This window comes from Bacillus cereus group sp. MYBK5-2 (genome assembly GCF_051915685.1).
In the GTDB taxonomy this organism is placed as follows: Bacteria; Bacillota; Bacilli; order Bacillales; family Bacillaceae_G; genus Bacillus_A; species Bacillus_A cereus.
This window is the reverse complement of the sequence record NZ_JBQAFE010000005.1, coordinates 183,382-206,336: the sequence shown is the minus strand read 5'-3', so window position 1 is coordinate 206,336 and position 22,955 is coordinate 183,382. Positions and strand designations below refer to the sequence as shown.

The window sequence follows — 22,955 nt, the reverse complement described above, 5'->3', positions numbered from 1 at the left end:
TATGTTGGAAGACAGAAACAAGAATTATTAAAATCTATCTTTACAACTTGCTATAATTGTGCAAAATAAATATAAAACTTATATATGCTTTTCAAGAAACCGTAGGTGATATAAATGAAAAAACAAACACATGTAAGTATTCTTATAAGCATTGTATTGCTGTCTATAACGCTTCACTATGTAGCAATGCCTTTTGTATATGAATACTCATTTCCTTTTCAGCTATTAATTGGAACGAGCACCCTATTAATTGATATTATCGCTTGTAGTTATATACTTTATTTTTCAAACATGAAAGAAGGGCTATCTCGTTTATTTTGGATCATATTATCTGTTGGAGCTCTCTCTTATTTTATCGGTGATATAGTCGTTGCCTATCAGCGTTTAATTGTAAAGGACTTCTATACGTTCGTTGATCCATCTGACTTTTTTTACTTACTTTTTTTAGTTAGCTTTACGTTTGCCTTTCTATACGAAATCATTTATAACCGAGATTTATTAGAAAAACTTTTTATGCTATGTGATATTTGTATTATCGTTACAGCCCAATTTACTTTAAGTTACTACTTACTTATTGAACGAACTATTCATATCTTTACAACATCCTATATCGACATATTTGTTCAACTTACCTATCCAATGGCTGATTTACTCTTTCTCTTAATAGGAATCAACCTTTTATTCAAACCACTATCCTTATTACCTAAAAAGGTCGGTGCACTTCTTGGCAGTGCTTTAATTTTATATGCTACTACAGATGCGATTTATGCTTATATAAAATACTTCATACCAGAGTATTCTATGTTTACAGTTACTCCTTTCTATCAAGTAACCTTAGTACTAGTAGCAATCGCCTGTATTCTCCATACAAAAAAGCCTGAAAAACAAGAACAAGTACTACTAACACCTAAAATTGGCGAATCAATCCGATTATCATTACCGTATATTTCGGTAGTAATGCTTATTGTTTTTATATTAGTTGAATACGTTTTTGCGCCTATTATAGTAATCGGACTTATAATAACTTTTTCTTTCGTTCTCATACGTCATAGTTTAGTTCGAAAACAAAATAAAATATTATTGATCGCTCAAATGCAATTCAACTCAGAACTCGAGAAACAAATTAAACTACGTACAGAAGATTTAGTAGAACAGAAAAATGAACTCTATCATAATCAACAAATGTTTAAATCTTTATACGAGCATCATCCAGATCCAATTTTCACATTAGATTTGTACGGTAATTTTCTCAAAGTAAATAACGCTGGTACTACTTTACTCGGTTATCAAACGAATGAATTATTAAACCAGCCTTACTATTCACTCATATACGAAGAAGATTTAGAAGAAATGATTAACGCCTTTCATCGCGTGAAAAAGGGGTATTCTATTTCTTTAGAAATACGGGCTTACCATAAAAACAGAGATATTTACTACTTGCACGTTACCGCCGTACCGATCTTTTTAAAGGAGAAAATTTCTGGGGTTTATTTAATGATTAAAGATATTACGGAAAGCAAACAACAACAAGAACAAATCAACTTCCTAGCATACCATGATACTTTAACAGAGCTTGCAAATCGACGTGCATTTCATCAACATTTAGAACAGGCAATTGCGCGAGCAAAAATATCGAAAAAGCCTTTTGCTGTTATGTTTCTCGACCTAGACCGTTTTAAAGTTATTAATGATACCCTCGGTCATCGAGTAGGAGACCTATTGCTCATCGCAGTAGCAAAAAGGCTCGAAAGAATAGCAACATCAAATATGAAACTCGCGCGGCTAGCTGGGGATGAGTTCACAATCCTTATCGAGAATTACAAAAAAAAGCCAGATGTCCAAAAAATAGCTGATAGGATTGTAGCGGCCATGAATGAGCCATTTGAAATCGAAAATCAACATTTACAAATCTCACCGAGCATCGGAATTGCAATATATCCTGAAGCAGGTGAAGATGCGCTATCCATTTTGCAGCATGCTGATATGGCCATGTACGAAGCAAAGAATAAAGGAAAAAACGGTAGCTCTCTTTACACGAAAGAACTATATAAAAAAATGGAACGAAAAGCTCGAATTGAAAAAGATTTGCCAATCGCTTTAGTAAACAAAGAATTTTATCTCGTTTATCAACCACAAATTGATACGACAACAAATAAAATTATCGGTGCTGAAGCTTTAATACGTTGGAAACACCCACTATTAGGTGACATTTCACCATGTGAGTTTATTCCAATTGTAGAAGAGACGCCACAAGTAGTCCCACTTGGACATTGGGTATTACAAGAAGCTTGTCTCCAATTAAAAATATGGCATACCTTTGGCTACCAAAATTTAAAAATAAGTGTTAATTTATCCGCAAAAGAATTCCGGCAAGATCAATTAATCGAAAACATTTCACAAATATTAAACGACGTGCAAGTCGATCCAAAATATGTAACACTTGAGTTAACAGAAAGAATTGCAATGATTGACGAGAAAGAAACGTTATTGAGACTGAAGCAATTAAAAGAGTACGGTATCCAAACTTCCATTGATGACTTCGGTACTGGGTATTCTTCTCTTGCTTATTTATCAATTTTTCCAATCGACACATTAAAAGTACCGAGAGAATTTACACAATTAGCTGATCATCGTCCTGAAGAACGAGCCATCGTTTCTACAATTCTTTCCCTCGCGAATACTTTAAATCTTTCAGTCGTTGCCGAAGGAATTGAAACCGAAAAACAACTTAAGTTTCTGCAAAAACATAACTGTAAATATATGCAAGGTTACTATTTCAGTAAACCACTTACTAGTAATCAATTTATAAAATTTCTACAAAAAACCCCCAGTATGAACAAATAATTCATACCGGGGGTTTTATAGTGCTAAATTTTTTTCTCATAATATTCTTCTGCAATCTCTTCGTAAAAAGCTGCAGATGTCGTATAGAAATATGGAATTAACCATAAGAATCCAATCCCTAACGTAATACAACTTAATATAAACCAGCCAATAAAACTTAAACATAAAATGAAATACTCCATCTTATGTCCATCCATCATACGACGACTTTCTGTAATAGCTTGGTTCAGTGAATACTCAGGATGATCGTTTATAATAAAATACGTCATCGCATAAGAAAATGATTTAATAATACCTGGAATAATGAACAATAACGTCCATAAGAAAAGATAAAGATTTACTAATAAATATAATAAAAATGATTTTAGAAATCTCTTTCCCTCTGAAAACCAAATGAATACATTACCAATACTAGCTTGCTTTTCACGAAGGATATTTAAACCAAGGTAATATCCACCTAAAGTTAACGGTCCAGTAACAAAAAATGAAAGAATATTCGTTGAAAGTGAACCATTTGTTTTTTGCCAACCGAAAATTAAAGAAAATCCCCAATCAACACTAAAACTAAAAGCCGTGATAAGAATTGAAATGAGTAGTGTAGCTCCAACAGCTAATCCCCATTTCCCTTCTAATGAATCTAGTGCTTCTCCTTTTAAATCACTAATCATGCGTAGCCTCGCCTCCTATACACAATAATTCTATTAGTATAGCATGTTCCTATTGAAATTCACCTTTTGAAATGTAGCGATAAAAGTGTGCTGTCGTCGTACTCATATACGGACTAAGCCAAAGAAATCCTATTCCAAAAGTAAGCAGCGCTAAAATAGCCCATCCTATGAAGCTCAGCCATAAAAGAAACAAATCTAACTTATGACCCTTCATAAGATTCTTACTTTCCTTCATCGCCTGCGAAACACTATATTCTGGATTTTCAATCATCACATAGTACGTCAGTGCATAAGAAAAATACATCACAATCATACCAACAATTGAAATTGCTAATAGTACGAAGAAAGCTATTGCAAATGACGTATTCCCTTCTTCACCTAACAATGCAAATAAGCCTATTAACAGCATCGGAATCCATGTACCTGTATATAACAAAATCGCAAGCATTGCCCACATTGTTTTCATCATTCTTTTAAAGCCACGAAATCCTTCGAATAAGTAATCTACTTTAGCATCTTCTCGTTTACTAATCTGTAAAAATACATTTGTATAACCATATGACGTAATCCCATACGATGCGTTACTCAAAATTATCATAATGCAATAAAAAATTCCAAAGGTAATACCTGCTCCAATTGACATCGTTTCCTCTTCAAATGATCCAGTTAAGCTTACAACTGAGAGAAATATAATAATTCCTGGAATTAATAGTATAAGCATTGCAGCCAGCGAAACAACATAACTTAAAATAAAATATAAAATTGTTGATCCAACACCTAGTCCCCATTTTCCCTTTAAAGAGTACAATGCTTCTCGCTTCATTTCACCAATCATTGATCCATCCCCTTTATGAAATATAAATTGTTGTACACTTCTACTTATACAAGCATCAATATAATTATACCAGTTTTGTAAAATTATCCATAAAATACACAAAAAAAAATCCGTAAAGGCAAAGCCCTTACGGATTTTTTTACTTCATATCGGAAACGTTCAAACGGTTCACAGCACGTTGTAATGCCATTTCTGCACGTTTAAAGTCAACATGTGCTTGTTTATCTTGCAGACGTTGCTCAGCGCGACGCTTCGCTTCATTTGCACGATGGATATCGATATGGTTTGCTTCTTCAGCAGATGATGATAATACAGTCACTTTATCTGGACGAACTTCGATAAAGCCACCGCTTACTGCTACATAATCAGTGTGTCCACCATTTTTCAGACGAACTGCACTAATTTTTAATGGTGCAACAGTTGGAATGTGACCTGGTAAGATCCCCATTTCCCCACTCTCTGCTTTTACACTTACCATTTCTACTTCTTTTTCGTAAACCGGTCCATCAGGAGTTACAATACTGACTGGAAATGTCTTCATACTTCGTCCCTCCTAAGGCCTTACGCCATCATTTTCTTCGCGTTTTCAATAACTTCTTCAATGCCACCTACTAAGCGGAATGCATCTTCTGGAAGGTCATCATATTTTCCTTCTAGAATTTCTTTGAAACCACTAACTGTATTTTTTACAGGTACGTAAGAACCTTTTTGACCTGTGAACTGCTCAGCTACGTGGAAGTTTTGAGATAAGAAGAATTGAATACGACGAGCACGATGTACAACTAACTTATCTTCTTCAGATAACTCATCCATACCTAAGATAGCGATGATATCTTGAAGTTCTTTATAACGTTGTAAAGTTTGCTGTACTTGACGAGCTACTTCATAATGCTCTTCTCCTACGATTTCTGGAGAAAGTGCACGAGATGTAGATGCTAATGGATCTACGGCTGGGTAAATACCCATTTGCGTTAAACGACGCTCTAAGTTTGTTGTTGCATCTAAGTGAGCGAACGTTGTAGCTGGTGCTGGGTCAGTATAGTCATCGGCTGGTACATATACCGCTTGGATAGACGTGATAGACCCTTTATTTGTAGATGTAATACGCTCTTGTAATTGACCCATTTCTGTTGCAAGTGTTGGTTGGTAACCTACCGCAGATGGCATACGACCAAGAAGGGCAGATACTTCAGAACCCGCTTGCGTGAAACGGAAGATGTTATCGATGAACAGAAGTACGTCTTGTCCTTGCTCATCACGGAAATGCTCAGCCATTGTTAAACCTGTTAATGCAACACGTTGACGTGCTCCAGGTGGCTCGTTCATTTGTCCGAATACCATCGCAGTTTTCTTGATTACGCCAGAATCGCTCATTTCGTGGTATAAGTCATTACCCTCACGAGTACGCTCACCTACACCAGCGAATACAGAGATACCACCGTGCTCTTGTGCGATGTTATTGATTAACTCCTGAATTAATACTGTTTTACCTACGCCGGCACCACCGAATAGGCCGATCTTACCACCCTTAATGTAAGGAGCAAGTAAGTCTACTACTTTAATACCAGTTTCAAGAATTTCTACTTTAGTAGATAATTCTTCGAATGCAGGTGCTTGACGGTGAATTGGATCACGGTGTACATCCGCAGGAAGTTCACCATCTAAGTCAATTGCATCACCTAATACGTTGAATACACGTCCAAGTGTTGCATCACCAACTGGTACAGAGATTGCTTTACCAGTATCTTCTACTTCTGTGCCACGAACAAGTCCATCTGTGGAAGACATCGCAACTGTACGAACTGTATCATCACCTAAATGAAGTGCAACTTCAAATGTTAAGTTCATGCTTCCGTTTTCGTTGCTTTGTTTTACCGTAAGGGCATTGTAGATTTCTGGTAGCTTTCCGCCATCAAACTTAACGTCTACAACCGGACCCATGATTTGCGTAACGCGCCCTTTATTCATCGGGTTCCCTCCTAGCTTTCTTTTAATTAGCTACCTCTATCAGAGAAGTTAGCTTTTAATTTTTTATTAGTTTAGCTTACGCGACTCTCCTGAAAGAGCCGCTTCCGCTTTTTATTGAATCTATCTCCAGCGGTTAGAATGTTCGGTGGCTTCGCTTTTTCCTACGAGGCACAAATCGCCTCTACGTCAAAAGCTCCATCCCCCTCTCATTCTGAACGAACCGCTTCCGCTTTTTAATACTATTCTAACGCTGCTGCTCCACCAACGATTTCCGTAATTTCTTGCGTAATCGCTGCCTGACGCGCACGGTTGAATGAAAGTGTAAGTGAATCGATAACTTCCATTGCGTTGTCTGTAGCACTCTTCATTGCTGTCATACGCGCTGCGTGCTCACTTGCTTTACCGTCTAGTAATGCACCGTACACTAAGCTTTCTGCGTATTGTGGCAATAGTACTTTTAAAATTTCTTCTTCAGAAGGTTCGAATTCATAAGCTGTCGTCGGTTTATCAGACGCCACATCAGTAAGCGGTAAAATTTTATTTTCCGTTACCTCTTGTGAAATTTTACTTACGTAATGGTTGTAGTAAATGTATAGCTCATCATAAGCACCATCTGCGAACATCGCAATTGCTCGAGAAGCAAGGTCTTTAATATCAGTAAATGATGGGTGGTCAGATAATCCAACTACTTCATCAATAATGTTAAAGCCGCGACGTTTTAAATAATCACGTCCTAGTCGTCCAAGCACAATAATAGAATATTGGTTTGAATCCATATTATGACGTTCACGAATTACGTTACTTACTGTACGTAATACGTTACTGTTATAACCACCTGCTAGTCCGCGATCAGACGTAATAACGATGTATCCTGTACGCTTTACAGGACGCGCATTTAGCATTGGATGATTAATTCCTTTGCTTCCTTGCGCAATGCTCGCTACTACTTCTTGAATCTTTTCCATATACGGAACGAAAGATTTAGCATTTTGCTCTGCACGGTTTAACTTAGATGCAGATACCATCTCCATCGCTTTCGTAATTTGACTCGTTTTCTTTGTCGAGTTAATCTTCGCTTTTATATCGCGTAAAGATGCCACAGGTTTTCACCACCTTTTTTCCGGAAGTTGGCACGATTAGTAAGAATCCTCTTCCTAATCTACGTTGCAAGATATTCTTGCTCATGATTGAAGGAAAAGAATAGGTGCACCTACTCTTTTCCTTTACATGACCTTTAGCAATCTCAGAGCCCGAGATGCCTTTTATATATACTATCTAGCTCCAGCGGCTTGAATGTTCGGTGGCTTCACTTCTTCCTACGAGGCAAACACCGCCTCTTCGTCAGAAGCTCCATCCCCCTCACATTCAGAACGAGCCGCTTCCGCTTTTATTAATCTAGTTCCGCCTCTTAGCCGATGGGGCTGAACAGTCGGCTTCACTTTTTATTATTATTCAGAAGCTACGAATACTTTTTTAAATCCATTGATTGCCGCTGCAAATTTGTCGTCATCCGCAAGTTTCTTAGTTGTGCGGATTTCTTCTAATAAGTCAGTCGCATTAGAATCTAACCAAGCATGGAATTCTTCTTCAAAACGAGTGATATCTACTACTGGGATATCATCTAGGAATCCACGTGTTAAAGCGTAAAGAATGATAACTTGTTTCTCTACACGTAACGGTTTGTGTAATCCTTGTTTTAATACCTCAACAGTACGAGCACCACGGTTTAATTTCGCTTGAGTTGCTTTATCAAGGTCAGAACCGAACTGAGCGAACGCTTCTAACTCACGGTAAGATGCAAGGTCAAGACGAAGTGTACCTGATACTTTACTCATTGCTTTAATCTGAGCAGATCCACCTACACGAGATACAGAAGTACCCGCATCGATCGCTGGACGTACGCCAGAGAAGAATAGGTCAGATTGTAAGAAGATTTGTCCATCCGTAATAGAAATTACGTTTGTTGGGATGTATGCTGATACGTCCCCTGCTTGTGTTTCGATGAAAGGTAGTGCAGTTAAAGAACCGCCGCCTTTTGCATCACTTAATTTTGCTGCACGCTCTAATAAGCGAGAATGTAAGTAGAATACATCCCCTGGGTAAGCTTCACGACCTGGAGGACGACGTAATAGTAATGACAGCTCACGGTAAGCCGCTGCTTGTTTTGATAAGTCATCATATACTACTAATACGTGTTTACCATTGTACATGAACTCTTCACCCATTGTTACACCAGCGTAAGGAGCTAGGTATAATAATGGCGCTGGTTGAGAAGCAGATGCAGTTACAACGATTGTGTATTCTAATGCACCGTGCTTACGTAGTGTTTCTACTACGTTACGTACAGTTGATTCTTTTTGTCCAATTGCTACGTAGATACAAATCATGTCTTCATCTTTTTGGTTAATGATTGTATCAAGTGCAACTGCTGTTTTACCAGTTTGACGGTCACCAATGATTAACTCACGTTGACCACGGCCAATTGGTACAAGAGCATCGATCGCTTTAATACCTGTTTGAAGTGGCTCATGAACAGATTTACGATCCATTACACCTGGTGCTGGACTTTCGATTGGACGAGTGTTTGTTGTATTGATTGGGCCTAAACCATCAACTGGTTGACCTAATGGGTTTACAACACGACCAATTAGTTCTTTTCCTACTGGTACTTGCATGATGCGACCAGTACGACGAACTTCGTCACCTTCACGGATTTCTGTGTAAGGTCCTAAAATGATAATACCTACGTTGTTTTCCTCTAAGTTTTGTGCTAGTCCCATAACGCCGTTAGAGAACTCTACAAGTTCACCAGCCATAACGTTATCAAGACCATGAGCACGCGCGATACCGTCACCAACTTGGATAACTGTACCAACATCACTAACTTCGATTTCAGACTGATAGTTCTCGATTTGTTGCTTTATCAGTGCGCTAATTTCTTCAGCTCTGATGCTCATGTGCTTCACCCCTATCTATTCTTCATTAATTCACGCTGAATACGTGCTAATTTTCCTTGTAAACTTCCGTCATAAATGCGATTTCCAATACGTACTTTAATTCCGCCTAGTAAATCTTCATCTACAACATTTTTCACGCGAATTGCATCTTTTCCCGTTCTCTTTGCAAATGCTTCAGCAATGTTAAGCTTCTCTTCTTCTGATAGAAGACGAGTAGAATATACAGTTGCATCCGCTACGTTACGTTCTTCATTAGCAAGAACAACATATTCATCTGCAATTTCAGGTAGGATATCAATGCGTTTGTTATCAATTAAAATATATAACGTATTTAAAATAGATTCAGAAACAGATCCGAATACGTTTGCAAGAAACGTTTTCTTTTGTTCCTTTGAAATGTTCGGTTGCGTTAAAAAGCTATGTAGTTCTCCGTTCTTTACATAAACGTTTTGTACAAGGCGTAATTCCTCTTCAAACATTTCTAATACGTGTTTTTCTTTTGCAATTTTAAAAAGAGCGACAGCATAACGTTTTGCTACAATCCCATTGCTCATCGCGCTTCTCCTACTTCTTTAATATAATCGCGAATTAACTTCACTTGATCTTCTTCTTTTAATTCTTTTTCAATTACTTTAGAAGCAATTTGAACAGATAAAGAAGCGACTTGTTCTTGTAAAGCAGCAATTGCTTGCTCTTTTTCGCGTTGAATTTCTTGTACAGCAGATGCTTTAATTGATTCTGCTTCTTCTTTCGCAGCAGCAACAATAACATCCTTTTGATCTACAGCTTGCTTTTTCGCTCTTTCGATTAACTCTTGTGCTTCAACACGCGATTGTTTTAACATCTCACGTTGTTCTTCTACTAATTTCTTCGCTTCAGCATTATTTCTTTCTGCAGCGTCGATTTCATTAGCAACGTGCTCTTCACGTTCTTTCATAATTCCCATTAAAGGACCCCACGCAAATTTGCGTAGCATTACTAATAGAAGTAAGAAAATGAACAATGTATAAGCAATCGTTCCAAATGGAATGGAAGCTCCTAATAATAAAGTTGGCACAAGGATTCACTCCCTTCAAAATATCTAAATTGATCATATGAAAAAAAAAGACATACGTTTCGTTCATAAAGCAATGGCGAAGAAAGTTCGGAAAAACACTCTTCGCCATCTATGTAAGGGGAGTCTCCCTTATTTGTTCATTACGATGAATGCAATAACTACACCGATGATTGGAAGTGCCTCAACTAAAGCAACCCCGATGAACATAATTGTTTGAAGTGCGCCTTTTAATTCTGGTTGACGAGCAACACCTTCGATTGTACGTGATACGATAAGACCGTTACCAATACCTGCACCTAATGCTGATAAACCAATTGCAATTGCAGCTGCGATTACACCTAAACTCATTTAATTTGTCCTCCTTTGTATTATAAAAAAATAAATTTTTTCTTACTTAAATTATATTAATGGTCATGGCTTACTTTATGAGCCATATAAACCATCGTTAACATAACGAAAATAAATGCTTGGATTGATCCAACGAATACACTGAATCCCATCCATGCTAACATTGGTACAAGCGCACCTAATGCCCCAAGGACTGATGCTCCGCCCAACTTAGCAAGTAATCCTAATAAGATTTCACCTGCATAAATGTTACCAAATAAACGAAGACCTAACGTTAATGTGTTAGCAAACTCCTCAATAACCTTTAATGGGAATAAGAATTTCATAGGTTGGAAATAACCTTTTACGTACTCTTTCGTACCCTTCATCTTAATTCCATAATAATGGGTGAGGGTAACTACCATCACGGCTAATGTTAATGTAACTGCTGGATCAGACGTTGGTGATCTCCACCATGCAATATGTTCGCCAGCTTCAGTTGCTGAATACATGAATGGTAAACCAAGGAAGTTCGATACGATGATAAACATGATAAGCGTAACGCCAAGCGTTAAGAAACGTCCACCTGTTTTCCAGTCCATCGTACTATTGATAATCCCTTTCACGAAGTCAAACACCCATTCCATGAAGTTTTGCATCCCGGTTGGGCGAAGAGCTAAGCTGCGAGTTCCGATAACAGCGATTAAGAAAACAATAACTGCTGCTACAGTAACCATCATAACTGATGACAAATCGAACGTTAAACCTAGAAATTCAACTAATTTACCGTGTTCCACTAGTAATTCACCTCTCTTCCCTGCTCTTATACTCTAAATAAAGAAAATCTATGATCATGACAAGGTATCCTGTCAGCAATCCTACACCTAGGCCCCACATCGCGATTAACTCTTGATATTTGGCTGCAAATAAAATTAATAACCCAATCGTGGCGAATCTTGAATATGTACTTACCGCTGTTGCCTTGAACTTCACGTTTTCTCCATTTGTTACGCGATCTAGCAGCTTGTCTGTTCTACGTGCAATGATGCGCAAACTAAGAAAACTGAAAATCGTCCCGATAATCAGTCCAAGAAATACATCCTTGTAAGAGGTAAATCCCCATCCTAGCACTAGAAGCGCAAGCAAGTAGTACATATATTTCTTTTGTCTTTGGACAAGTCCATGTACGTCTATCATCATTGCTCTCCCGAATAGTAATGTCGAATGAGTCGAATCATTGCGTATACCCCTGTTCCTAGTCCGAGTAATAACCCTATAATAAGAAACAACGGAAACGTTCCAACCTTATTATCAATCCACTGCCCACCAAAGATTCCAACAAGAATAGAACCGACTAATTGAGCAAGAATACCTGACATTAAAGCATAAGCTTTTATATGGCTGCGATCGTTTTTTTGCAAGGATTCATCCCTCCAATATGTAACCCTCATTCACGATGTGTTAATAATAACTCATTTTTTTGCATAAATCCTATACAAAACAAAAAGTTTACATTTTCGTCACGGAATAGATGTAATTTTGTCACTGAAAGCCCTACCATCTATCCCCGTTGTTAGCATACAATAGGGTATTAACAGTGTCAACGAGAAATCGTAAAAAATCTAAAAATTTGAGTATTAGGCATTTCCTCCCAAAAATGAAAACGTTCCCCTTCTAAATACTGGTTACATATATGCAATTTCTAACAGTTTTCTCTTTATAATAGAAGGAAATGTTCACAAGTTTGTCACTATTATATTTTCGAGATATAACGCTTTCCTTCCATAATATAGTGTTCCTCAGACGTAAGACTTCTATATTATATGTGAGGTGTATGCAACTTATGTTGTATATACGATGTATATTTATCCTCTCCCCCTCCCCTACTTGCTTACAGCAAAAAAGACGAGCTGGGGAATCTCCCCTGCTCGTCAGTTGTCTTACTTCGTTCCGAATAAACGGTCACCAGCATCACCAAGACCTGGTACTACATATCCGTGGTCATTTAATTTCTCATCTAATGCTGCTACATAAATATCAACATCAGGATGTTCTTCTTGTACTACTTTTACCCCTTCTGGAGCTGCAACGATACACATTAATTTAATTTGTTTCGCACCGCGCTTTTTCAGAGAGTTAATTGCTTCAGCCGCAGAACCACCTGTTGCTAGCATCGGATCTAGTACGATAAAGTCACGCTCTTCTACATCCGTTGGAAGTTTCACATAGTATTCTACCGGTTGCAATGTTTTAGGGTCACGGTATAAACCAACGTGTCCTACTTTTGCTGCTGGAATTAATTTCAGAATTCCATCAACCATTCCTAAACCTGCACGTAAAATCGGAATTAAACCAAGTTTTTTACCAGCGATCACTTTTGTTGTCGCTTTGCTTACAGGTGTTTCAATTTCAATGTCCTTAAGTGGAAGGTCGCGAGTAATTTCGAAAGCCATTAAGCTTGCTACTTCGTCCACTAATTCACGAAAATCTTTCGTACCTGTATTCTTATCGCGAATATATGTAATCTTATGTTGAATTAACGGGTGATCAAATACATACAGTTTTCCCATGTGAATCTCTCCTTTAGATGATATTCATGCGTTTGCACGCTTTTTTACACTATTTACGATTGTAAAGAAAACGCTACTAATATTCAAGGGCAAATTTGGCAAAATCATGATTTTACAATGAATCTATCTAGTATCTTTACCAATTATGGGAGCTGTATCCTTCATTATATCGCCAAAATTTATTCATCATTTGTATACATACTTTAAAAATAATATATGTCCAAAAAAAAGACCGCCAAAACAATTAAGTCTCGGCAGTCTTCTTCAATCTATTATAGATTTGGATACATTGGGAATTTGCTAGTTAACGCTTCTACACGCTTACGTACTTCTTCTAACGCAGCTTCATTTTCATGATTTTTTAATGTATAAGCAATAAGTGACGCAATTTCATCCATTTCTTCTAAACCGAAACCACGAGATGTTACAGCTGCTGTACCGATACGTACACCACTTGTTACAAATGGGCTTGCTGTTTCAAATGGAATTGTATTTTTGTTCACTGTAATACCAACTTCATCTAATACGTGCTCTGCTACTTTACCTGTGATTTCTAAGTTACGAACATCAATCAAGATTAAGTGATTGTCTGTTCCGCCAGAAACAAGTGTAAGTCCTTCTTTTTGAAGACCTTCAGCTAAGCGGTTCGCATTGTTAATGATATTTTGTGCATATGTTTTGAAATCATCTTGAAGTGCTTCACCAAATGCAACAGCTTTTGCAGCGATTACGTGCATAAGTGGACCACCTTGAATACCAGGGAAGATTGATTTATCAATTTGTTTTGCAAATTGCTCTTCACATAAAATCATACCACCACGCGGACCACGTAACGTTTTATGTGTTGTCGTTGTAACGAAATGTGCATGTGGTACTGGGTTTGGATGTAAACCAGCAGCTACTAAACCTGCGATATGTGCCATATCAACCATTAAATAAGCGCCCACTTCATCTGCAATCTCACGGAATCGCTTGAAATCGATAACACGAGGGTATGCACTTGCACCTGCAACGATTAATTTTGGTTTATGTTCTTTCGCTTTTGCTAATACATCATCGTAATTAATACGGTGAGAGTCAGCATCCACGCCATATTCTACGAAATTATATTGTACTCCACTGAAGTTAACAGGGCTTCCGTGTGTTAAGTGACCACCATGAGATAAGTTCATACCAAGTACTGTATCGCCTTGCTCTAAAATCGTGAAGTATACTGCCATGTTCGCTTGTGCACCAGAGTGTGGTTGAACATTTACGTGCTCTGCGCCGAAAATTTCTTTCACGCGATCACGTGCGATATCTTCTACTACGTCTACGTGTTCACAGCCACCATAGTAACGTTTTCCAGGATATCCTTCAGCATACTTATTCGTTAAAACAGAACCTTGTGCCTCCATTACTGCTTCACTTACGAAGTTTTCCGAAGCAATTAACTCAATCTTTGAACGCTGTCTTCCTAGTTCTGCCTCAATTGCAGCAAATACCTTTTCATCTTGACGTTTTAAATGATCCACCAAAATCCCCCTTTTCTGAACGAATTACATCGATTCCCAACAGTTTTTTCTTATTTATTCAGAAAAAACGAAAATTCAGGTTGTAATTCTTTCGAACCTTCATGTTTTCAACTACATTCTAACATGACTTTCTATATCATAAAAGAAAAAAAAGACCGAAAATCGGTCTTTTCTTTCTTCTATTATAAAGTCAGACAACATACCTTTTACCTTATGATAAACAGGTACTATATGACTTCCTAATTTCTCATATTTAACGGCAAGTGGTAGTCTCTTCCACTGCCGCATAGACAGCACGTGCTCCACCAATTAGTTTTCCACGTGTTTTGGCCATCGTTACATGCGCACTTCCAATTTCCTTCACACTTGTACGAACCGGAACAGCTACATGCTTTAAATGCATACCGATAAATGTATCACCAATATCCATTCCTGCATCAGCTTTAATAAACTCAACTACTACCGGATCTTTCAAATTGTGATACGCGTATGTCCCCAATGCACCACCTGCTGATCTAACAGGCGTAACTGTTACAATTTCAAATTGATATTTTATCGCTACTTCTCTCTCAACTACTAAAGCACGGTTTAAATGCTCACAACATTGAAACGCTAATTCAATACCTGTTTGCTCTTGAAATTGTTTTAACTCAGAGAAAATCGCCTCTGCTACTTCCATCGTTCCTGATGTTCCAATTCTTTCGCCTAGCACTTCGCTCGTGCTACAACCCACTACAAAAACTTGACCGCTTTGTAATGAAGCTTGTTCTTGGAAATCAGAAAGCGACATTTGTAGCTGTTCTCTTACCTTTACGATTTCTGTCATTACGCCTCTTCCTTTCACAGGTTGGTTCACCAAATTATATTTCACACTACTGATAGTTAGAATCTATTACTTTGTTTCGTATGTTTTAATTTTTCCTACGCGGTTTTCGTGACGACCACCTTCATAATCAGTTGTTAACCAGATTTTCGCGATATCACGCGCTAGACCAGCACCAATTACACGCTCTCCCATTGCTAGCATGTTAGTGTCATTATGCTCTCTCGTCGCTTTCGCGCTGAAAGTATCATGAACTAACGCACAACGGATACCATTTACTTTGTTTGCTGCGATTGACATACCAATGCCTGTCCCACAAACTAAAATACCACGATCTACTTCACCATTCGCTACCATTTCAGCTGCTGGAAACGCAAAGTCAGGGTAATCAACAGAACCAGCTTCACATTCACAACCTAAATCAATATATTCAATATTTAACTCTTCTAATAAACTTACAAGTTCTTTGCGGATATTCATACCGCCGTGATCAGATGCTATTACTACTTTCATTTTTACCCCTCCAAAGTTTCAATCAATTATCTTCATTTCACACTCGCTACCTCATATAGGAAGAAGTGATCTCCAATATCGTATTATACACGAAACATCAACCTACTGAATGTTTTTTCAGTAAAGTTTGTACAAGTTTTTCCATCTCATCTAACGTTTCTTTATAAATAGAAAGCGAGCCTCCAAATGGATCTGAAATGTCCTTGCCTATACCTTCAGTTAATCCATATAACGTATTTAATTTCTTTTCAACGCTCGGATAATGCCCAAGTACAATTTGCTTATGGTTTTCTGTCATCGTTACGACAATATCAGCCCAATCAAGCAAAGTTTCATTTACTTGCTGCGCCGCATGATCAATTGAAATTCCTTTTTCAGCTAAAGCTTCCTTCGCATGTACCGATGCATCGCTCCCAGGATAGGCGAAAACACCAGCAGATTGCACTTCAAACTTATCTCCTCCGTGATGACGAAGCAACGCCTCAGCCATTGGACTACGACATGTATTGCCAGTACAAACAAATAACACTCGTTTCATTCAAACCCACCCCTATATTCGATTTCTTATCATTCATCATAACTTACATTAGAATAGAACAAAAGAAATGTGAATATACAAAAGGCGCATTTCTCTTATATTTTTTCTAAGAAAAATGCGCCTTATCCACATATATGTGAAACCCTATTTCCAAGTGCCTAGAGTATTTTAACATACATACTGAACACGCAACAAAAATAAGGAATCCATTTCATACGAAACGGATTCCTCTTATATTGCAATTATTTCATTGTAACTTTCATTACTTCTGTTGAACCTTTTGTAGCTGCTACGCCTACAGTTGTCTTAATAGACTCAGCTGCATCTGTGTTTGTAATAACAATTGGAGTAATTGTGCTTTTCGCTTTTTCACGGATTAATTCTAAGTCGAATGAGATTAATTTATCTCCAGCTTTTACAGCTTGGCCTTCAGAAACGTGAGCTTCGAAACCTTCACCTTCCATTTTTACAGTTTCTAATCCAACGTGGATTAAAATTTCTGTACCGTTTTTCGCTTTAATTCCGATAGCATGTTTTGTGTGGAATAATTGTACGATTTCACCATCAACTGGAGATACAACTACACCTTCAGTAGGATCAATTGCAACACCGTCACCCATCATACGACCAGCAAATACTGGATCTGGTACTTCTTCAATATTTTTCACTGCTCCAGTTAATGGAGCTACGATTGTTTCTTCATTTGTTTTTGAACCAAGACCGAATAATTTTTTAAACATAGGATAGTCCTCCTTATAATTTACCTAAAAGTTTATAGGGCAATCCCTAGTAAAGCTCGGGATACATGTAAGACTTCATACTTCGAATATTATACTGTAAAAACGCTTTCGAAATAAATTACGTCATTACTAATAGACTCTTATTGTAGCGCTTCACAAAATTCCAGTCAATTCTGATTGTCTGAATAACAATTAGAAGTTAACTTCTATTTATATTTTCTCTTTTTTTGCCCAACTTGTCTAGAGGTCTTTACTACATTTTATTTTTTGTTGTTAATTTGTAAAATTTAATTCGAAATTTTTTCAAAATCAACTTGACTAAAGTAAGTAACTATTTTATTATTACTTACGTAAGATAAGTTAATAACTTTTAGGGGGTTTTTAAAAATGATGGATTTCGGTCTACTTATTATTCGTCTTATTATAGGAATTACATTCATGGGTCATGGCGCTCAAAAATTATTTGGTTGGTTTGGCGGTTACGGTTTAAAAGGAACAGGTGGCTGGATGGAGTCAATCGGTTTACGTCCTGGTGTATTTATGGCATTTATGGCTGGCGCAACTGAATTACTAGGTGGTTTCTTATTCGCATCAGGTATTTTCATTGTAGTTGGTTCATTATTTATCGTTGGAACAATGTTAATGGCTATCTTCACTGTTCACGGAAAAAATGGTTACTGGGTAACACAAAATGGATATGAATATAACTTAATGTTAATCGCTGTTGCTGTTGGTGTAGCTTTAATCGGACCTGGCGCATACGTTTTACTTTAATTTTTATCTCAAATTTGAGATTCTTGAAAAAGAACTTACTTCATTACAATTGAAGTAAGTTCTTTTTATGAAACAAAATATTATTTCCAGCAGGATTTTCTCATCGTTATCTTGTAAACAAACAATAAGTATTCATATTTAGAAAGGGGATTACAAGCATGTTATCCATTAATCCAAATGAACAAACTGAAAAAGATAATTACAAATTACTTACTGGAAGTATCATCCCTCGCCCTGTCGCATTCGTTACTTCTGTAACAAAAGACGGTGTATTAAACGGCGCACCATATAGTTATTTTAATATTGTCGCTGCTAATCCACCACTTATCTCAGTATCTGTACAACGAAAAGCCGGAGAAAGAAAGGACACTTCCCGAAACGCAATTGAAAAAGGTGAATTTGTCGTACATATTTCTGACGAATCATATGTAGCAGCAATTAATGAAACAGCAGCTAATCTCCCGCCAAATGAAAGTGAAATTGAACTAGCAAAACTAACACCAATTGAAAGTGAAGTCATCTCCGTTCCAGGTGTAAAAGAAGCAAATATTCGAATGGAATGCGTATTAGAACGTGCAATTCCACTTGGTGGAACAGAAGACTCACCAGCTTGTGATCTACTAATTGGACGTGTCGTTCGTTTCCACGTTGCCGAACATCTATATGAAAAAGGGCGCATTCACGCCGAAGGACTCAAACCAATAAGCCGCCTAGCAGGACACAACTATGCAAAATTAGGAGAACAATTTGAATTAGTTAGGCCAGTTTAAAAGCGAAAGCGGCTCGCTCAGAATGGGAGGGGGATGGAGCTTCTGACGTAGAGGCGCTTTTTGCCTCGCAGGAAGACGCGAAGCCACCGACCATTCTAGCCGCTGGAGCTAGATATATCTAAAAGCGGAAGCGGCTCGCTCAGAATCGCAGGGCACTTCAAGCTCTCGACCTTGAAGCGCTTTTTGCTTCATGCGAAGAGCTAGCCGCTGGAACTGGATATATTTAAAAGCAATGGGGCTAGATTCCTCCCATCACTCAAATATAAAATCCCCTGCTTTTTAGCAGGAGATTTTATCATTGTAATTCTTCCTTCTTTTCCTCTAAAGTAGGCATTTTCTCTTTTTTCGGCTTCCCTAGCTTAATTACGAAGAAGTATAGGGAAAGCAATGTAATAAGAAAAACAATTAAAAACGGGTACGGAGAGTAAAAGGCACGCGCCGCCTCAGTCTTTCCCGCAACAAATTTCAATGACTCAATATCTAAAAACTCAGCAAACATTTGTACACCAAGCATACTAAACCAAAAAACAAAAAAACTAATAATAATACCAAAAACTTGCTTCAATCTCGTCATTCATCTCATCCTTTCTATATCTGTAATTTTTAGCGTAATAAATATAGTACAAACAAAATATTCACAGAAAGGAACTATCTCACCATTCACGAATTAACTTAATCCAACCTAACATCGAAATTTGCAAAATAATACCCCAAATTATAAGTCTTCTTAGCCATCGAGGAAAGAAGGTTAAAAATTTAACATACCATTCCAATAGCTTGTTCATAATTCCCTCCTACATAAAATTATATAGGAAAAAGGATATATAATCCAAACCCAACCAAAATGATACCACCTACTATCTCACCGTATGTACCGAGCATATCTTTCGCATGTCTCCCAATTAATAAACCAATCCACGCTAATAACATGCTAACAAATCCAAACAGTAAAATCGTAATAATTGTCTGTGCCCCATAAATACCAAGACTAAGCCCTACTGAGAAACTATCTATACTGACGCCAAATGCAAATACGAATAAACTAATTCCAATAGGGGCAGTTCTAGTCTCTTCATTTTGTAAAATGGTCGAATATACGATATAAAACCCTAGTCCGATTAATAAAATAGCACCCGCAAAATGTGCGATATCTCCATATTTCTCTGATAAAAAACGACCTAGTACCATTCCTATAAACGGCATAATAATATGAAATATCCCTATCGTCATACCAATATACAGGATTTGTCTTAACTTTAGGGGCATCATCCCCATACCAAGACTCACCGAGAACGCATCCATCCCTAAGGCGAATGCCATAATTATTAAAGGTATTAGCTGTTCAAACGTCATTCATGCCCCTCCTTGGACGTGCTACTTCACAATATGCTTATCCAAGGAGAAATATTCTGTTTGCTAATCTTACCTTATCATTCAATAATAATATGATGTCCTGCCGCTTTTGTTAAACGATTCATAATTGCATTCCCTATTCCTTCATTCAGGAATGACTCACTAAAAATAACATCCACTTTACTTGCATCAAATGTTCTAAGTACATCATATAATTTAGTCGCAACGCTAGCTAAGTCACTTCTAACACCACAAGATAATATAACATCTGCACTATATACATGCTGATACTCTTCTGTCGTTAATACGCCTACTTTAAATCCTTCTTTCTTTTTCTCATCCACAAGATGCTGAATAAACTCACGTGAGCCCTCAACAATACTAAGTGGTGCTTTCGGCGCATAATGTGTGTATTTCATTCCAGGCGATTTCGGTTTTTCCTTCTCATCCTTTAAAGCTGGATCTAAAGAAACAGTACCTATCACCGCTTCTAATTGTTCTTTCGTAATCCCACCTGGACGTAATATTGTTGGAACCGCGCTTGTACAATCAATTACAGTTGATTCAACGCCTACTCCAGTTGCACCACCATCAACAATACCTGCAATCTTCCCATTCAAATCTTCATATACGTGAGAAGCTAATGTTGGACTTGGACGCCCTGAACGATTCGCACTTGGTGCTGCAACAGGTACATTCGCCTCTTCAATAAGAGCAAGTGCAATTGGATGATCAGGCATTCTTACTCCAACCGTATTAAGTCCTGCCGTCACCTTCTCTGAAATCCCTTCTTTTCTAGGCAAAATAATTGTTAATGGTCCTGGCCAAAAATGCGCCATTAACTTCTCTGCAACTGGTGGAATTTCTTTCACAATCCCATCTAACTGAGATTTTGTACCTATGTGGACAATGAGTGGATTATCACTCGGTCTTCCTTTCGCTTCGAAAATTTTCGCGATTGCTTCATCATCCATCGCGTTTGCCCCTAACCCATATACTGTTTCCGTAGGGAAAGCAACCGCCTCATTTTCTCTTAATAATTTTGCTGCTTCTTGTAACTGTGGATAATATTTTTTTCTTTCCACAACATTATCCACAACCCACATATTTGTATGCATTTTTTTCCACGTCCTTTTCTAGCCTTAAATACTTGTCTATTTTTAGTTTACTATGAGATTTATCCAAAAGACAAACAAGGTTTATCCACAAAATGTGGATAAACCTAATTAATCCGTGGATAACTTTGTGAATAGCTGACAATTTAGTATTATTGCATTCTGCTCTTTTATATTTTTACAAAAATGTTCTAGCTGTTGAATTCCCTCTGGAACCTCATCCTTTTCTATAGTAAAAAAGTCAAAGAACTGAAAGATCGGTACAGATTGTGGATGATTTGTTAGTAAGTACAATTGTTGAACACTTTTTTCTTTTATATACTGCAAAAACATTTCAAAAAAATATAAGAAAGTCTGTTTATCCACATGAGGTGTGAATAAACAAGAACGAATAAGTACATCTTCCCCACTTTGTTCATAACCAATTACAGCTCGTATTTCTTCCGCCTCTTCCAAAATCATAAATTGTGCGTACAACTCATTTATTTTATCATCTTTTTTATTAGCTTGTCCGAAAAAAGAATGTAATCTTTCCACATCTGCTTTCGTAGCAAAATACACTTTCTTCATAATAAATCCCTCCTCATTTTTATATATGAGGAGGGATTTATTAATAGTACTATTTAGAGAATAAAGATGTAAAAGCTTCTACAATAAACAATTTAACTTCTGGCTTTTCTTCTTCCTCTTCTACTTTTACATACTCATTTTGCTGTTCTTGTTTTTTCTCCACAGGTTTCTCCACTTTTTCCACATTTTTTGTTTCTTCTTTACTTACAGGCTGCTCTTCGACTTTTGTTTCATTTTTTACTACTTTCTTTTCAGAAGATGTTACTTTTTTTACTACTTCCTGTTTTACAACTTTCGTTTCTTTTACCTTATCCACTTTCTTCTCTTCTGTATTTACTACTTCCTCATCTAGTTGTTTCACCTGCTCCTCTTCAGGAGATTCCGCCTTCACAACGTGCTCTTCTTTTCTTACAGCTGTCCCACTCGAAAAATCTAAGAAACACATTGGTGGAAATAATACACACCACCAGTTCGCCCCTTCACCTTCTCCAATTGTAATCAATACCGCTTCATATTCTCCTGCTGGATAAATAAAATTCCCATATACCTTTGTAGGAAACTTTACATTCTTACTAAATTTCACTTGAAATGATTCTTTACTTCCTTCTCTTTTTAACGTATTTTCCACCGTTTTCTCGATTTCTGGAATATGACTTTGAATTACTTTGCGCGCCTCTTCAAATGAAGTTAAATCCGCTACCCATCCATCAATTTGTGCTTTTACTTCATCACGCACTTTACGCTTTAATGCCTGGTCTTTATCTGAATCACTATTTGCTAAAATTCGTAATCGAACGGCCTCTTTCGGAATAACTGAAGGCCCTTTCGCATCAGCTTTCATATATCCAAACTGCACAAGTAACTGTGCACCAATTAATAGTATAAGAAGATAAGCAATAACTTGTTTTTTCATTTCCTCCACCGTCCCTTCTACAAACAGTGTGGACAGACTTTCATCTTTCTAAACTATTAAATTCAAAATCTATATGAATTTTTCCACAAAAAAACAGAGTAAGGTG

29 protein-coding genes are annotated in these 22,955 nt (G+C 37.3%); 3 read left to right on the top strand and 26 right to left on the bottom strand.

Going from position 1 to position 22,955, the window contains the following annotated elements; genetic code table 11:
* Positions 1-114: 114 nt before the first annotated feature.
* A complete protein-coding gene (locus ACTFP3_RS18865; protein ID WP_000745011.1) occupies positions 115-2,844 on the top strand; it encodes an EAL domain-containing protein in 2,730 nt (909 codons plus the stop codon).
* A 23-nt stretch (positions 2,845-2,867) separates the two neighbouring features.
* Here ACTFP3_RS18865 and ACTFP3_RS18860 read toward each other — a convergent pair whose 3' ends face one another.
* From ACTFP3_RS18860 to ACTFP3_RS18765, 20 genes are all read right to left on the bottom strand, one after another.
* Positions 2,868-3,512, bottom strand: a complete 645-nt coding sequence (locus ACTFP3_RS18860) for a DUF975 family protein (protein WP_000622462.1) — start codon at positions 3,510-3,512, stop codon at positions 2,868-2,870.
* 49 nt (positions 3,513-3,561) lie between these two features.
* Entirely contained in the window at positions 3,562-4,347 is a 786-nt protein-coding gene (locus ACTFP3_RS18855) for a DUF975 family protein (RefSeq protein WP_000578820.1), read from the bottom strand.
* A 139-nt stretch (positions 4,348-4,486) separates the two neighbouring features.
* Entirely contained in the window at positions 4,487-4,888 is a 402-nt protein-coding gene (atpC, locus tag ACTFP3_RS18850) for a F0F1 ATP synthase subunit epsilon (protein WP_000847211.1), read from the bottom strand.
* 20 nt (positions 4,889-4,908) lie between these two features.
* Entirely contained in the window at positions 4,909-6,315 is a 1,407-nt protein-coding gene (gene atpD, locus ACTFP3_RS18845; RefSeq protein WP_001032595.1) for a F0F1 ATP synthase subunit beta, read from the bottom strand.
* Positions 6,316-6,554: 239 nt separating this feature from the next.
* Positions 6,555-7,415 carry a F0F1 ATP synthase subunit gamma gene (atpG, locus tag ACTFP3_RS18840; RefSeq protein ID WP_000157696.1) on the bottom strand — a complete coding sequence of 287 codons (861 nt, stop codon included), beginning with the start codon at positions 7,413-7,415 and terminating at the stop codon, positions 6,555-6,557.
* A gap of 216 nt (positions 7,416-7,631) precedes the next feature.
* Positions 7,632-7,754, bottom strand: coding sequence for a hypothetical protein (locus ACTFP3_RS18835; protein WP_012593375.1), 123 nt, complete (start codon positions 7,752-7,754; stop codon positions 7,632-7,634).
* A gap of 9 nt (positions 7,755-7,763) precedes the next feature.
* Positions 7,764-9,272 carry a F0F1 ATP synthase subunit alpha gene (gene atpA, locus ACTFP3_RS18830; protein WP_000027518.1) on the bottom strand — a complete coding sequence of 503 codons (1,509 nt, stop codon included), beginning with the start codon at positions 9,270-9,272 and terminating at the stop codon, positions 7,764-7,766.
* Between the two features lie 11 nt (positions 9,273-9,283).
* Complete coding sequence (gene atpH, locus ACTFP3_RS18825) at positions 9,284-9,826, bottom strand: F0F1 ATP synthase subunit delta (protein WP_000064683.1); 543 nt, start codon at positions 9,824-9,826, stop codon at positions 9,284-9,286.
* Positions 9,823-10,329, bottom strand: a complete 507-nt coding sequence (atpF, locus tag ACTFP3_RS18820) for a F0F1 ATP synthase subunit B (protein ID WP_001142624.1) — start codon at positions 10,327-10,329, stop codon at positions 9,823-9,825. The genes atpH and atpF overlap by 4 nt, the downstream gene beginning before the upstream one ends.
* Positions 10,330-10,458: 129 nt before the next feature.
* Positions 10,459-10,677, bottom strand: coding sequence for a F0F1 ATP synthase subunit C (gene atpE, locus ACTFP3_RS18815; RefSeq protein WP_000052064.1), 219 nt, complete (start codon positions 10,675-10,677; stop codon positions 10,459-10,461).
* Positions 10,678-10,733: 56 nt separating this feature from the next.
* The gene (gene atpB, locus ACTFP3_RS18810; protein WP_000399871.1) at positions 10,734-11,453 is read right to left on the bottom strand and encodes a F0F1 ATP synthase subunit A; all 720 of its coding nucleotides are present in this window, start codon (positions 11,451-11,453) and stop codon (positions 10,734-10,736) included.
* A 7-nt stretch (positions 11,454-11,460) separates the two neighbouring features.
* Positions 11,461-11,853, bottom strand: coding sequence for an ATP synthase subunit I (locus tag ACTFP3_RS18805; protein ID WP_000567600.1), 393 nt, complete (start codon positions 11,851-11,853; stop codon positions 11,461-11,463).
* Positions 11,853-12,077, bottom strand: a complete 225-nt coding sequence (locus tag ACTFP3_RS18800; protein ID WP_001171223.1) for an AtpZ/AtpI family protein — start codon at positions 12,075-12,077, stop codon at positions 11,853-11,855. Before ACTFP3_RS18800 ends, ACTFP3_RS18805 begins: the two co-directional genes overlap by 1 nt.
* Before the next feature lie 26 nt (positions 12,078-12,103).
* A complete protein-coding gene (locus ACTFP3_RS18795; protein ID WP_000232962.1) occupies positions 12,104-12,217 on the bottom strand; it encodes a DUF4024 domain-containing protein in 114 nt (37 codons plus the stop codon).
* Positions 12,218-12,596: 379 nt separating this feature from the next.
* The gene (upp, locus tag ACTFP3_RS18790) at positions 12,597-13,226 is read right to left on the bottom strand and encodes a uracil phosphoribosyltransferase (protein WP_000517539.1); all 630 of its coding nucleotides are present in this window, start codon (positions 13,224-13,226) and stop codon (positions 12,597-12,599) included.
* 272 nt (positions 13,227-13,498) lie between these two features.
* Positions 13,499-14,740 (bottom strand): serine hydroxymethyltransferase, encoded by a 1,242-nt coding sequence (gene glyA / locus ACTFP3_RS18785; RefSeq protein ID WP_000349806.1) that lies wholly within the window; start codon positions 14,738-14,740, stop codon positions 13,499-13,501.
* Between the two features lie 253 nt (positions 14,741-14,993).
* Positions 14,994-15,566, bottom strand: a complete 573-nt coding sequence (locus tag ACTFP3_RS18780; RefSeq protein ID WP_000136386.1) for a TIGR01440 family protein — start codon at positions 15,564-15,566, stop codon at positions 14,994-14,996.
* A gap of 66 nt (positions 15,567-15,632) precedes the next feature.
* Positions 15,633-16,076, bottom strand: a complete 444-nt coding sequence (rpiB, locus tag ACTFP3_RS18775; RefSeq protein WP_000869542.1) for a ribose 5-phosphate isomerase B — start codon at positions 16,074-16,076, stop codon at positions 15,633-15,635.
* A gap of 97 nt (positions 16,077-16,173) precedes the next feature.
* Complete coding sequence (locus ACTFP3_RS18770) at positions 16,174-16,614, bottom strand: low molecular weight protein arginine phosphatase (RefSeq protein WP_000832373.1); 441 nt, start codon at positions 16,612-16,614, stop codon at positions 16,174-16,176.
* A 242-nt stretch (positions 16,615-16,856) separates the two neighbouring features.
* On the bottom strand, positions 16,857-17,354 hold the full coding sequence (locus ACTFP3_RS18765) for a PTS sugar transporter subunit IIA (protein ID WP_000473665.1): 498 nt from the start codon (positions 17,352-17,354) through the stop codon (positions 16,857-16,859).
* Between the two features lie 387 nt (positions 17,355-17,741).
* Between ACTFP3_RS18765 and ACTFP3_RS18760 the strand changes: the two genes are divergently transcribed.
* Entirely contained in the window at positions 17,742-18,128 is a 387-nt protein-coding gene (locus tag ACTFP3_RS18760; RefSeq protein ID WP_000968616.1) for a DoxX family protein, read from the top strand.
* Between the two features lie 158 nt (positions 18,129-18,286).
* Positions 18,287-18,898: a flavin reductase family protein gene (locus tag ACTFP3_RS18755; RefSeq protein WP_006925768.1), complete on the top strand. Its 612-nt coding sequence runs from the start codon at positions 18,287-18,289 to the stop codon at positions 18,896-18,898.
* A 295-nt stretch (positions 18,899-19,193) separates the two neighbouring features.
* Here the strand turns inward: ACTFP3_RS18755 and ACTFP3_RS18750 are convergent, their stop codons facing one another.
* The 6 genes from ACTFP3_RS18750 to spoIIR all read right to left on the bottom strand — a co-directional run bounded on the left by ACTFP3_RS18750 (position 19,194) and on the right by spoIIR (position 22,849).
* Complete coding sequence (locus tag ACTFP3_RS18750) at positions 19,194-19,472, bottom strand: DUF3935 domain-containing protein (RefSeq protein ID WP_000197472.1); 279 nt, start codon at positions 19,470-19,472, stop codon at positions 19,194-19,196.
* A 79-nt stretch (positions 19,473-19,551) separates the two neighbouring features.
* Positions 19,552-19,683 (bottom strand): hypothetical protein, encoded by a 132-nt coding sequence (locus ACTFP3_RS18745; RefSeq protein WP_001037634.1) that lies wholly within the window; start codon positions 19,681-19,683, stop codon positions 19,552-19,554.
* Positions 19,684-19,702: 19 nt separating this feature from the next.
* Positions 19,703-20,251, bottom strand: coding sequence for a manganese efflux pump MntP (locus ACTFP3_RS18740; RefSeq protein WP_000142475.1), 549 nt, complete (start codon positions 20,249-20,251; stop codon positions 19,703-19,705).
* 77 nt (positions 20,252-20,328) lie between these two features.
* Entirely contained in the window at positions 20,329-21,369 is a 1,041-nt protein-coding gene (locus tag ACTFP3_RS18735; protein WP_440010976.1) for an L-threonylcarbamoyladenylate synthase, read from the bottom strand.
* Between the two features lie 108 nt (positions 21,370-21,477).
* Positions 21,478-21,936 carry a mechanosensitive ion channel protein gene (locus tag ACTFP3_RS18730; RefSeq protein ID WP_440010974.1) on the bottom strand — a complete coding sequence of 153 codons (459 nt, stop codon included), beginning with the start codon at positions 21,934-21,936 and terminating at the stop codon, positions 21,478-21,480.
* A 49-nt stretch (positions 21,937-21,985) separates the two neighbouring features.
* Positions 21,986-22,849, bottom strand: a complete 864-nt coding sequence (spoIIR, locus tag ACTFP3_RS18725; RefSeq protein ID WP_065224472.1) for a stage II sporulation protein R — start codon at positions 22,847-22,849, stop codon at positions 21,986-21,988.
* Positions 22,850-22,955: the final 106 nt, after the last annotated feature.